At 72.9% G+C, this 12,349-nt stretch carries 9 protein-coding genes; 5 read left to right on the forward strand and 4 right to left on the reverse strand.

The window, feature by feature from the left end; genetic code table 11:
- Positions 1-6: 6 nt before the first annotated feature.
- Both SY2F82_RS01410 and SY2F82_RS01415 read right to left on the reverse strand, forming a co-directional pair.
- Positions 7-3,006, reverse strand: a complete 3,000-nt coding sequence (locus tag SY2F82_RS01410; RefSeq protein WP_200417064.1) for a bifunctional [glutamine synthetase] adenylyltransferase/[glutamine synthetase]-adenylyl-L-tyrosine phosphorylase — start codon at positions 3,004-3,006, stop codon at positions 7-9.
- Between the two features lie 460 nt (positions 3,007-3,466).
- Complete coding sequence (locus SY2F82_RS01415; RefSeq protein ID WP_200417065.1) at positions 3,467-4,402, reverse strand: DUF72 domain-containing protein; 936 nt, start codon at positions 4,400-4,402, stop codon at positions 3,467-3,469.
- A 170-nt stretch (positions 4,403-4,572) separates the two neighbouring features.
- Between SY2F82_RS01415 and SY2F82_RS01420 the strand changes: the two genes are divergently transcribed.
- Genes SY2F82_RS01420 through SY2F82_RS01430 form a run of 3 tightly spaced genes read left to right on the forward strand, consistent with a single transcriptional unit; the run spans position 4,573 to position 7,767 of the window.
- Positions 4,573-5,460: an alkaline phosphatase family protein gene (locus tag SY2F82_RS01420; RefSeq protein WP_200417066.1), complete on the forward strand. Its 888-nt coding sequence runs from the start codon at positions 4,573-4,575 to the stop codon at positions 5,458-5,460.
- A 1-nt stretch (position 5,461) separates the two neighbouring features.
- On the forward strand, positions 5,462-6,733 hold the full coding sequence (locus SY2F82_RS01425) for an MFS transporter (RefSeq protein ID WP_200417067.1): 1,272 nt from the start codon (positions 5,462-5,464) through the stop codon (positions 6,731-6,733).
- A complete protein-coding gene (locus tag SY2F82_RS01430) occupies positions 6,730-7,767 on the forward strand; it encodes a PD40 domain-containing protein (RefSeq protein WP_200417068.1) in 1,038 nt (345 codons plus the stop codon). Before SY2F82_RS01425 ends, SY2F82_RS01430 begins: the two co-directional genes overlap by 4 nt.
- A gap of 3 nt (positions 7,768-7,770) precedes the next feature.
- Here SY2F82_RS01430 and SY2F82_RS01435 read toward each other — a convergent pair whose 3' ends face one another.
- Positions 7,771-8,454 (reverse strand): DUF899 family protein, encoded by a 684-nt coding sequence (locus tag SY2F82_RS01435; protein ID WP_200417069.1) that lies wholly within the window; start codon positions 8,452-8,454, stop codon positions 7,771-7,773.
- Positions 8,455-8,586: 132 nt separating this feature from the next.
- On the reverse strand, positions 8,587-9,948 hold the full coding sequence (gene glnA, locus SY2F82_RS01440; RefSeq protein WP_200417070.1) for a type I glutamate--ammonia ligase: 1,362 nt from the start codon (positions 9,946-9,948) through the stop codon (positions 8,587-8,589).
- 318 nt (positions 9,949-10,266) lie between these two features.
- On the opposite strand from glnA, the gene SY2F82_RS01445 reads away from it, so the two are divergent.
- Positions 10,267-11,448 carry a globin domain-containing protein gene (locus tag SY2F82_RS01445; protein ID WP_200417071.1) on the forward strand — a complete coding sequence of 394 codons (1,182 nt, stop codon included), beginning with the start codon at positions 10,267-10,269 and terminating at the stop codon, positions 11,446-11,448.
- A gap of 133 nt (positions 11,449-11,581) precedes the next feature.
- Positions 11,582-12,166 (forward strand): DUF4232 domain-containing protein, encoded by a 585-nt coding sequence (locus tag SY2F82_RS01450; RefSeq protein WP_200417072.1) that lies wholly within the window; start codon positions 11,582-11,584, stop codon positions 12,164-12,166.
- Positions 12,167-12,349: the final 183 nt, after the last annotated feature.

A 12,349-nucleotide genomic window follows, 5' to 3' on the forward strand; every position in this document is an offset into this window, starting at 1 on the left:
GGCGCGTCAGGACCCGTAGAACAGCTTCTCCACCACGGCGCGTGCCCTGCGCGTCGTACGCCGGTAGTCGTCCAGCATGTCCCCGACGTGGCCCGGGCCGTACCCCAGGTAGCGGCCCACGGCGGCCAGCTCACGGGTCTCGGAGGGGAACGTGTCGCCCGCGCGGCCCCGGACCAGCATCACCGCGTTGCGCACCCGGGTGGCGAGGACCCAGGCCTCGTCCAGGATCGCGGCGTCCTCGTCGGAGATGAGGCCCGCGGCGCAGGCGGCGGCGAGGGCGGCGCGGGTGCGGGTGGTGCGCAGGCCCGGCTCCGACCGGCCGTGCTGGAGCTGCAGCAGCTGGACCGTCCACTCCACGTCCGACAAGCCGCCGCGGCCCAGCTTGGTGTGCAGGGTCTTGTCGGCGCCCCGCGGCAGCCGCTCGGACTCCATACGGGCCTTCAGGCGCCGGATCTCGCGCACGGCGTCGTCGCCGAGCCCCTGCGCCGGGTAGCGCAGCGGGTCGACCAGTTCGATGAAACGGCGGCCCAGGTCCTCGTCGCCGGCGACCGGCTCGGCCCGCAGCAGCGCGTGCGCCTCCCACACCAGGGACCACCGGCGGTAGTAGGCCGCGTACGACGTCAGGGTGCGCACGAGCGGTCCCGACTTGCCCTCGGGGCGCAGGTCGGCGTCGATCAGCAGGGGCGGGTCGGTGCTCGGGATCTGCAGCAGCCGTCGCATCTCCGACACGACCTTGTTCGCGGCCTCGGCAGCCTCCCGTTCGTCCACGCCGTCCTGCGGCTCGTGCACGAAGATCACGTCCGCGTCGGAGCCGTAGCCCAGTTCGTGCCCGCCGAAGCGGCCCATGCCGATGACGGCGAACCGGGTGGGCAGGGTGTCGCCCCAGCCGTCACGGACCACGGCCCGCAGGGTGCCCGCCAGGGTCGCCGCCGTCAGGTCCGAGACCGCGCCGCCGACGAGGTCCACCAGGGCACCCTGGTCCGGGCGGGCGGGGATCTCCTCGGTGCCGTAGGAGCCGACGATGTCCGTGGCGGCCGTACGGAACAGCTCCCGGCGCCGTACACCGCGCGCCACCGTGACCGCCTGCTCGGCGTTCTCGGCGCGGCCGACGGCGGCCAGGATCTCCTGCTCGAGGTGGGCGCGGGAGCGGGGTTCGAGTCCGCCGCCGTCCCCGTCGCCGAGCAGGGCCACCGCCTCGGGGGCCCGCATCAGCAGGTCGGGGGCGAGCCGGCCGGCGGACAGCACGCGGGCGAGGTTCTCGGCGGCGGCGCCCTCGTCCCGCAGCAGCCGCAGGTACCAGGGGGTCTTGCCGAGCGCGTCGGACACCTTGCGGAAGTTGAGCAGGCCCGCGTCCGGGTCGGCGGAGTCGGCGAACCAGCCGAGCAGCACGGGCAGCAGGGTGCGCTGGATGGCGGCCTTGCGGGTGACGCCGGACGCCAGCGCCTCCAGGTGGCGCAGGGCGGCGGCCGGGTCCGCGTAGCCGAGGGCCACGAGCCGTTCCCGGGCCGCGTCGGGGCTCAACCGGGCCTCGCCCGGGGCGAGTTGGGCGACGGCATCGAGCAGCGGGCGGTAGAACAGCTTCTCGTGCAGCCGGCGTACGACGCCGGTGTGCCGCTTCCACTCGCGGTTCAGCTCGCCGACGGGGTCGGTGCGCAGACCCAGGGAGCGGCCCAGGCGCCGCTGGTCTGCCTCGTCCTCGGGGACGAGGTGGGTGCGGCGCAGCCGGTAGAGCTGGATGCGGTGCTCCATGGAGCGCAGGAAGCGGTAGGCGTCGTCGAGCTGTGCGGCGTCGGCGCGGCCGACGTAGCCGCCGGCGGCGAGGGCCTTGAGCGCGTCGAGGGTGGTGCCGCTGCGCAGCGAGGCGTCGGACCGCCCGTGCACCAACTGCAGTAGCTGGACGGCGAATTCGACGTCCCGCAGGCCGCCCGGACCGAGCTTCAGCTCACGCTCGACCTCCCCCACGGGGATGTTCTCGACGACCCGGCGGCGCATCTTCTGGACGTCGGCGACGAAGTTCTCCCGCTCGGCCGCCTGCCAGACCAGCGGGGCCAGGGTGGCGACGTACTCCTCGCCGAGGTCGAGGTCACCGGCCACCGGGCGCGCCTTGAGCAGGGCCTGGAACTCCCAGGTCTTGGCCCACCGCTGGTAGTAGGCGAGGTGACTGGCCAGGGTGCGCACCAGCGGACCGTTTCTGCCCTCGGGACGCAGATTGGCGTCCACCGGCCAGATGCTTCCCTCGACGGTCGTCTCGGAGCAGATCCGCATCATGTGCGAGGCGAGCCGGGTGGCGGCCTGGAGGGCCTTGCGCTCGTCGGCGCCGCTCACGGCCTCGCCGACGAAGATGACGTCGACGTCGGAGACGTAGTTCAGCTCGTGGCCGCCGCACTTGCCCATGCCGATCACCGCGAGCCGGCACAGCGCCGCGTCGTCGGGGGCGGCGGCGCGGGCGATGCCGAGGGCGGCACGCAGGGTGGCGGTGGCCAGGTCGGCCAGTTCGGCGGCGGCCTGGGCGACGTCGGTGGTGCCGCAGACGTCACGGGCGGCGATGGACAGCAGGCAGCGGCGGTAGGCGACGCGCAGCGAGACGGGGTCCGTGGCCTCGGCGAGCTGCCGCTCGAACTCCGCCACGCCGGGGTGCAGGTCGTGCGGCTCGTAGTTGACGAGGGCGTGCCAGTCGCCGGGGTGGCGGGCGAGGTGGTCGGCGAGCGCCGCGGAGGCGCCGAGGACACCGAGCAGCCGGTCGCGCAGGGGCTTGGCCGAGATCAGCGTGTCGAGGAGCTCTCGGCGGGCGGTGGGCGCGGGCTGCGCCTCCAGCAGCCGGACGAGGCCGCCCAGCGCGAGATCGGGGTCGGCGGTGGCGCCCAGGGCGTCCAGCAGGACGGGGTCGGACCTGACCGGCGCCAGCTCGACGCTCTCCAGCAGCCGCTCGGCCGCGGAGGGGTCGGTGAAACCGTGTCGCAGCAGTCGCGTGAAGGTGCTGCTTCTGCGCCCCTGGGGCACGGTCATCCCTCGGCCTCCCGAGCATCGAGATCAAGGTCCTGCGGCTTTGAGCGTAACCGGAGACGGGGACGGGAGCGCCGGGGTGGTGGCCCATGGGGCGCAGGCCTGGGGGTACGGGGCCGTGCGGGTGCGTAGGCGGGGGTACGCGGATGCGGGCGCGGCGGGTGCGGGTGGCGGTGGTTGCGGGGGCGCGGGCGGGGGTGCGGTGGTTGCGGGAGCGACCGGTGCGGGTGGCGGTGGTTACGGGCGCGCAGGCGCGGGTGCGGTGGTTGCAGGCACGAGTCGGGGGCGCGGGCGCGGTGGTTACGGGCGCGCGGGCGCGGGTGCGGTGGTTACGGGCGCGCACGGCCCGGGTCGTGGTGCTCCTGCGGTGGCGCAGGCGCGCGTGGCGGCGCCGTGCGGGCAGGCAGGCGCTCGTGGCGGTGATCTGCGGGCGTGCAGGCCGCGGATGGCGGAGCCACGGGCGTCAGTCCTCCGGCCACAGCCCCGGCAGCGGCGTGAAGGCGTGCCGCACCTGGTGCGGTACCTGCTCCCCCAGCAGGCGGCGCATCGCCTCCGCCGCGCGGACCGCCGCGTCGGCGCAGCAGTTGTTGAACAGGACGTGCACCTGTTCCGTCCGCTCGGCCAGGCCCCGCACCCGCGGCACCCACTCCGCCAGCTCCCCCTCGGTGTACGTGTGGCGGTAGGCGTCCTCCTTGGACCCGGTGCCCCAGTGCGGGCTGCGCCCGTGGAAGCGGACGACGGCCAGCCGCCGTGTCGTGACCGGCGCGAAGGGCGGCATCGAGGTCGGCAGGTCCCGCGCCGTGTCCACGGCGACCGCGGTGGCGTCCAGATCCGCGAGCAGTGCCGCGGTGGCCGTCTCCCGGTCGCCCCGCCACCAGTCCGGGTGCCGGAACTCGACGGCGAACGGCCAGCCGCGGGCCCGCTCACGGCAGGCGCGTACGAACGCCTCCGACCGTGGGCCGGGAGTGAGCGAGGGAGGGAACTGGAACAGCACCGTCCCGAGCCGTCCGGCCCGCCGCAGCGGCGCCAGCGCTTCGGTGAAGCGCGCCCATAACTCGTCGAGCAGGCCCGCGTCGCCGCCGCCCGGATCCGGGGCGCGCCGTCGGGCCAGGGCCGGCCGCAGGTCGGCGGGCAGCGCGTCCGGCCGCGTCGGATGTCCCGTCAGCAGTGAGAAAGCCTTGACGTCGAAGACGAAGCCGTCCGGTGTCCGCTCCACCCACAGGCGACTGGTGCGTTCGCTGGGCAGCGCGTAGTACGAGGAGTCCGCCTCGACCACGGGAAACCGCTCGGCATAGAACCTCAGCCGCCCCTCCGCGTCGCGCCGCCCCCGCGGATACCAGCCGCTCGCCACCAGCGCCCGGTCCGTCCAGGAACACGTCCCCACCAGGATGTCGCCCATGGGCCCCGTGTTACCCGGGGACGTCCGGCCATGTCCGGCCGGTGCGGCACGCCGGCAATTCACCGGCTCTTCATCCGCCGGGTCGCGGGGCGTGGGGCGAGGGCACCTTGGCGTGAGCATGCTCTGGCAGCGCTGCCCCCCGTAGCCCCTCCCCTCACCGGAGGTTGATTGTGTCCGGCAGTTCCCTGTACCGCCGCACCCGTGCCACCGTGGCGTCCGCGGCGGCCTTCGCCGCAGCAGCGATCGGGCTGTGGACCGGGCTCGGCGGTGAGTCCGCGCACGCCGCGGGCTCCGTCCCCAGCCCGGACCACGTGGTCGTCGTGGTCATGGAGAATCACGCGTACAGCCAGATCATCGGCTCCTCCAGCGCCCCGTACATCAACTCGCTGAAGTCCGGTGGCGCCAACCTCACCCAGTCGTACGCCATCACCCACCCCAGCCAGCCCAACTACCTCGCGATGTTCTCGGGTTCCACCCAGGGCATCACGGACGACAGCTGCTACACCCCCGGCTTCTCCTCCGCCGCCAACCTGGCCTCCGAGCAGCTCGCCGCGGGCCGCACCTGGGCCAGCTACAACGAGTCGCTGCCCAGCCAGGGCTCCACCACGTGCAGCAGCGGCAACTACGCCCGCAAGCACAACCCGTGGTTCGCCTTCAGCAACGTGCCGACGTCGAGCGCCAAGACCTTCGCGCAGTTCCCCACCGACTACACGACGCTGCCTCAACTGTCCTTCGTCGTCCCCAACCTGTGCAGCGACATGCACGACTGCTCGATCTCGACCGGTGACACCTGGCTGAAGAACAACCTGGGCGCCTACGCCACCTGGGCCAAGACCCACAACAGCCTTCTCGTCGTCACCTTCGACGAGGACAACAGGCTCAGCGGCAACCGCATCCCGACGGTGCTGTACGGCCAGCCGGTGACCCCGGGGTCCAGCACCTCCACCACCTACAACCACTACGACCTGCTGCGCACCCTGGAGGACACCCAGGGCCTGACGACGCACGCGGGCAACGCCGCCTCCGCCAAGGACATCACCGGCATCTGGGCGCCGTGACATGTATGTAGCGGACAGCCGCGCCGGTACCCCGGCGCGGGCGTCCGCGGACGGCGCCGCCCGGCCCAGCGCCGGGCGGCGCCTCACCGCGGTCGCCCCCACCGTGCTCGCACTCGGCACGGTCAGCCTCATCACCGACGTCTCCTCCGAGATGGTCACGGCGGTGCTCCCGCTGTACCTTGTCACGCGCCTCGGCCTGTCCCCGCTGGGCTTCGGCCTGCTGGACGGCGTCTACAACGGCTTCTCCGCGCTCGTACGGCTCGCCGGAGGCCATCTCGCCGACCGGGGCGGAGGCCGTCACAAGTGGGTGGCGGGCCTCGGCTACGGCATCTCGGCCCTGTGCAAACCCCTTCTGCTGGTGGCCCATGCCCTCACCCCCGTCGGCCTCGTCCTGGCCGCCGACCGCACCGGCAAGGGCCTGCGCACGGCCCCCCGGGATGCGCTGATCTCGCTCTCCAGCACCCCCGAGACCCGTGGCCGCGCCTTCGGCGTGCACCGCGCGATGGACACCGCGGGCGCGCTGCTCGGCCCGCTCGTGGCGTTCCTGATCCTGCGGGCGACGGTGGACGGCTACGACGCGGTGTTCACGGTGAGCTTCTGCGTGGCCGTGACGGGCGTCCTGGTCCTGGTGCTGTTCGTGCCGGGCGGCCGCGCACACGCCCCGGCGGCCGGCGACGGCCCCCGGCCGACCCTCCGCGCCGCCCTCGCCCTGCTGCACCGCCGCGACCTGCGCCGCCTCACGGTCTGCGCGCTGCTGCTGGGCCTCGCCACGGTCAGCGACTCGTTCGTCTACCTGCTGCTGCAACACCGCCTCGGCGTCCCCGACCGCTGGTTCGCGCTGCTGCCGCTGGGCACGGCGGCCGCGTTCCTGCTGCTGGCGATGCCGCTCGGGCGGCTCGCGGACGAGGTGGGCCGCTGGCGGATCTTCCTGGCGGGCCACGCAGCGCTGCTCCTGGCCTACGCCCTGCTGCTCACGTCCTGGCACACGGCGGCCCTGCCGTACGCCGTGCTCGCCCTGCACGGCGGCTTCTACGCGGCCACCGACGGCGTGCTGATGGCGGCGGCCTCCGGCAGCGTCCCCGAGGAACTGCGCTCCTCCGGTCTCGCCCTGGTGCAGACGGGCCAGGCGCTCGCCCGGTTCGCCTGCTCGCTGGGGTTCGGTGCGGTCTGGACGGTGTGGGGCGACCGTACGGCGCTGACGGCCTCCGCGGTCGCGCTCGCGGTGTGCGCGGCCTTCTCCCTGACGACGCTCCGCCCGAAAGGCACGGCATGACGGTACGCTCCCGCATCCTGGTCCTGCTCTCGGCCCTCCTGGTCCTGGCGGGGGTCGGCACGGCCTCGGTCCTGCACGCGTCGGCGCGGGCGGAGCGCAGGGACCAGGCCCAGGCCGGCGGCCCTCGGATCACCTCGGGCAAGGTCACGCTCACCGAGCCCGGCCGCATGGTGTTCCGCAACATGGCGTGGGGCCCGCACCGCGACGAACTCACGACGGTCCCGGCGTCGGACCCCTCCGGCCCGCGCACCGCCTCGGGGGTGAAGTGCCTGCGCTTCTACGCCGCCGCGGGCACCGGAGTCTGCCTCCAGGCCGTGCACGGGCCGGTCTCGGACACCTACCGCGCGCTGATCCTCGACGCGTCCCTGCACATCAGGGCGCACTACGACGTCCCGGGCATCCCGTCCCGCGCCCGGGTCTCCCCCAGCGGCCACTACGCGGCGTGGACGGCGTTCGTGGGCGGCGACTCGTACGCGGGAACGAACTTCTCGACCCGTGCGGCGATCGTGGACACCCGCACGGGCGCGCTGATCCCGTCCCTGGAGGCGTACCGCATCGTCAAGGACGGCAGGACGTACCACGCGTCGGACGCGAACTTCTGGGGCGTGACGTTCGCGTCCGACGACCGCACGTTCTACGCGACCCTGGCGACGAAGGGAACGACGTACCTGGTCCGGGGCGACCTGCGCGCCCGCACGGTCACCACCCTCCACCCGAACGTCGAGTGCCCGTCCCTGTCCCCCGACGGCACGCGGATCGCGTACAAGAAACGGGTGAAGGGCCTGCCCAAGGACGCCCCCTGGCACCTGTACGTGCTGGACCTGCGCACGATGCGCGAGACCCCGCTCGCGGAGTCCCGCAGCGTGGACGACCAGGCTGTCTGGCGTGACGAACGCACGGTGGTGTACGCACTGCCGGGCGACTTCGGAGCGGACCTGTACGAGGTCCCGGCGGACGGCACGGGCGCCCCGCGCCGGATCGACAGCGCGGCGGTGTCCCCGGCGTTCGTCGGCGGGACGGGGCCGGCGTCCTGATCGTCAGTAGTCCAGCCCCGCGAACCAGTCGCCGCGACCGCCCGGGGTCAGGTCGAGGAGGTGCCAGACGGGGTTGAGCAGGTCGATGCCGCGCTGGTCGATGTCGTCGGCCATGCGCGGGTGGGCCGAGTAGAAGTGGCGGACCGTGCCGTCGCCGTCCCGGGTGAAGACGGAGACGGTGGAGTCCTGCGCACCGTCCTCGTCCTCGCTGCCGAGGTCGTACTTGAAGGTGCTGTCGCCGCAGCTCAGCAGGCGCAGCCGGGACCAGCCGCGGTTGCGGGCGTGCTGCCGCAGGGTGGGCGGGTCGGCCGCGGCGGCGACGGCGAAGTCGGCTCTCTGGGCGATGTGGTGGGCGACGCCGTTGAAGCCGTCGATCCACAGGGTGCACATCGGGCAGGGGTCGATCTGCACCTTGCCGTACATGAAGTGGTAGACGATCAGCGGCCGGTCCGGGGCCGTGAACAGCCCGCTGAGGGTGACCTCGCGGACGGGGGTGTCACCCTCGTCGAGGTCCGCCGGGCCTTCGAGGAAGACGTAGTCGTCGACGGCAGGGCCCTGAGGGAGCGCCCGGCGCCGGGAAGCGACTTCCTCCCGGTGGCGCATCAGCTCGATCTCGGCGAGGCGGAGCTCTTCGCGGGCGGCGAGGTAGTCGGCGGACTCGCCGGGCAGTCGGGTGTGCCGCACCATCACGACCTCCTGGGTGGGGGAGCCCCGAGGCCATTCGAGTCTAGGGCGACATGCCCGGCGACGCCGGGACGCGGCGGGGGCCGACGGTCCGCGACCGTCGGCCCCCGTCCAGCAGACCACCGAAACCTGCGCCTACAGCACCGGCAGGTTCTTCCGCAGCTCGAACGCCGTGACCTCGCTGCGGTACTCCTCCCACTCCTGCTTCTTGTTGCGCAGGAAGAAGTCGAACACGTGCTCGCCCAGCGTCTCGGCGATCAGGTCGCTGCGCTGCATCAGCGCGAGCGCCTCGCCCAGGTTCTGCGGCAGCGGCTCGATGCCCATCGCGCGGCGCTCGGAGTCCGTCAGCGCCCACACGTCGTCCTCGGCGCCGGGAGGCAGCTCGTAGCCCTCCTCGATGCCCTTCAGGCCGGCGGCGAGCAGGACGGCGTAGGCCAGGTACGGGTTCGCGCCGGCGTCCAGCGAGCGGACCTCGACACGGGCCGAGCCCGTCTTGCCCGGCTTGTACATCGGGACCCGGACCAGGGCCGAGCGGTTGTTGTGCCCCCAGCAGATGTACGACGGCGCCTCGCCGCCGGCGCCCGCGGTGCGCTCGGTGCCGCCCCAGATGCGCTTGTAGGAGTTCACCCACTGGTTGGTGATCGCCGAGGTCTCCCCGGCGTGCCGCAGCAGGCCGGCGATGAAGGAGCGGCCCACCTTGGACAGCTGGTACTCCGCGCCGGACTCGTAGAACGCGTTCCGGTCACCCTCGAACAGGGACAGGTGCGTGTGCATACCGGAGCCGGGGTGCTCGGAGAACGGCTTCGGCATGAAGGTCGCCTGCACGCCCTGCTCCAGCGCGACCTGCTTCATGACCAGGCGGAACGTCATGATGTTGTCGGCGGTGGACAGCGCGTCGGCGTACCGCAGGTCGATCTCCTGCTGGCCCGGGGCGCCCTCGTGGTGGGAGAACTCGACCGAGATGCCCATCGACTCCAGCATGGTGATCGCCTGGCGGCGGAAGTCCATGCCGACGTTCTGCGGGGTGTGGTCGAAGTAGCCGGAGTTGTCGGCCGGCGTCGGGCGGCTGCCGTCGAGCGGCCGGTCCTTCAGCAGGAAGAACTCGATCTCGGGGTGGGTGTAGAAGGTGAAGCCCAGGTCGGAGGCGCGGGCCAGGGCGCGCTTGAGGACGTACCGGGGGTCGGCGAAGGACGGCGAGCCGTCCGGCATCAGGATGTCGCAGAACATACGGGCCGTGCCGGGGGCCTCCGCGCGCCAGGGCAGGACCTGGAAGGTCGACGGGTCCGGCTTGGCGATCATGTCGGACTCGTAGACGCGGGCGAAGCCCTCGATGGCGGAGCCGTCGAAGCCGATGCCCTCGTCGAACGCCTGCTCAAGCTCGGCAGGGGCCACGGCCACGGACTTGAGGAAGCCCAGCACGTCCGTGAACCACAGGCGTACGAACCGGATGTCGCGCTCCTCCAAGGTCCGGAGCACGAACTCCTGCTGCTTGTCCATCTTCCGCTTCCCCATCCTTGCTGGTCAGGCCGCCTGTCTCCCGCACCACGGGAGGCGGTCGGGCACCTGAGCATCCCACCACAACAGCATTTCATGCGCGTTGCGGACCTTGATCGGCCGCCCGACCTCGGGCTGAACGCCTCGCATACGGCAGGTGTCCTGCTCTGACGCCCATCTTGCCTGTTCGGCGGCCCATGCGTAATGGCCGATCTCGTCCCTCCCCCTTCTCCTTAATTTTGCATCTCAGATGCAAGTTTTATTACGGTGCCGACGGCCGAGCGAGCCGAAGCCCACCCTTCCTTCACAAAAGGAGTCCCGATGCTCTCCGAGCAGTCCGCCGCCACCGTGCGCGCGACCCTCCCCGCCGTCGGCGCCTCACTGGCCGAGATCACCGAGCGCTTCTACGACGGACTGTTCGCCGCCCACCCGGAGCTGTTGCGCGACCTGTTCAACCGCGGCAACCAGGCGGCCGGCACCCAGCGGCAGGCGCTGGCGGGCTCGATCGCCGCCTTCGCCACCCACCTGCTGGAGCACCCGGACGAACGCCCCGACGTGATGCTGGGCCGTATCGCCCACAAGCACGCCTCGCTGGGCGTCACGCCCGAGCAGTACAAGGTCGTCCACCAGCACCTCTTCGCGGCCATCGCCGAGGTCCTCGGCGACGCGGTCACCCCCGAGGTGGCCGCCGCCTGGGACGAGGTCTACTGGCTGATGGCGAACGCGCTGATCGCGATCGAGAAGCGGCTGTACGCGGCGAGCGGGCAGACCGGCTGGCGGCAGTGGCGGGTCGTCGGACGCACGGAGGAGACGGCGGACGTCGCCACCTTCCAGCTCAGCCCGGCCGACGACGGCCCGGTGCCCGACTTCCGCCCCGGCCAGTACGTCTCCGTCCGCGTGGAACTCCCGGACGGCGCCCGGCAGATCCGCCAGTACAGCCTGTCCGCCGCGCCGGGCTCCCCGGTGCGCCAGATCGGTGTCAAGCGCGTCCACGGCGGCGACACGCCGGACGGCGAGGTCTCCGGTCACCTCCACGCGCGCGTGCGCGAGGGCGACACCCTGGAGCTGTCCGCCCCGTACGGCGACCTGGTCCTGGACGCCACCGACGCGCCCCTGCTGCTCGCCTCCGCCGGCATCGGCGTGACCCCGATGATCGCCATGCTGGAGCAGCTCGCCCGCACCGGCCACCGCGCCCCGGTCACCGTGGTGCACGCCGACCGCTCCGCCGCCACGCACGCGCTGCGCAGCGACCACGAGGGCTTCGCGGCCAAGCTGCCGGACGCCGCCGTGCACTTCTGGTACGAGCAGGAGGCACCCGAGTCCGCACACAAGGGCCTCGTGGACCTGTCCGCCGTGCCGGTCGCGTCGGGCACGCGCGCGTACCTGTGCGGTCCGCTGCCCTTCATGCGCGCGGTGCGCGCCCAGCTGATCGAGAAGGGTGTGCGCCCCGCCGACATCCACTACGAGGTGTTCGGGCCGGACCTCTGGCTCGCTCGGGACTGATCCCGCCGCGGCTGCCCGGCTGGCCGGTGAGGGGTCCTGGTGCGACGGTGGTGTGGTGAGGCTTGTGAGGCAGAAGAGACCTTCGAGGGTGTGAGGTCGAGCCACCCACCATTCAAAGCGGAGGACGGCGCTCATGGCACGCACAACGAGGAAACGCGTGGGGACGCTCTTGTCCGCGGCCGCGGCCGGAGCTGTCGCGGCAGGCCTGTCGGCCGCTGCCCCTGCTGCTGCCACCGCTGCCGGCGTCGGCGCCGGCACTGCGATGGCGGACGGGGCCACGTCGCCGCAGGTGACGGTCGCCCCGTGCACGAGCGCGCAGCTCATCGCGAGCAGCGCGCACCGTCTGGCGTCGGGCCAGGTGGTGGTGACGGTCGTCAACCAGGGCCCTCGACCGTGTGTGCTCAAGGGCTATCCCACCGTCGCCCTCGCCGGTCTGGGCTCGCCCGGCAGGAACAAACCTCTCCAGGTCGTCCACCAGGGCGCCTCGGGACCGGTGACGCTGACAGTCGGCGGCCGGGCGTCGACGCAGCTCAGCTTCACGCCCGTCCTCGGCGAGGCGAGCGGGTACTGCGCGTCCGGCGCCGTGCCCTCCGTCGCACCCTCGATCGTGGTGGGCGTCGCGGGCGGGGGCCAGCAACTGGCCCCGGACGACGGCGGCGACTTCGCGCTCTGCGGGACCAGTGTGCGCGCCACCGCCTTCCGCGCCACGGGCGCCTGAGCCGGGCGGACGCGGAACCGCCTCCCGCGCGCCGTCCGAGTGCGCCGTCCTCGGCCTGCTCAGGAGCGCGGACACCTTCCACGCCGGGCGGTACACGGTGGTGATGTCCCCGTCGTGCCACGGGACGGCGACGTCGCCGGTGCCCTGCGGCAGCGGGAGCCGTTGACCGTGGCGATGCGAGAC

The sequence above is a fragment of the Streptomyces sp. Y2F8-2 genome (genome assembly GCF_014905555.1).
In the GTDB taxonomy this organism is placed as follows: Bacteria; Actinomycetota; Actinomycetes; order Streptomycetales; family Streptomycetaceae; genus Streptomyces; species Streptomyces cynarae.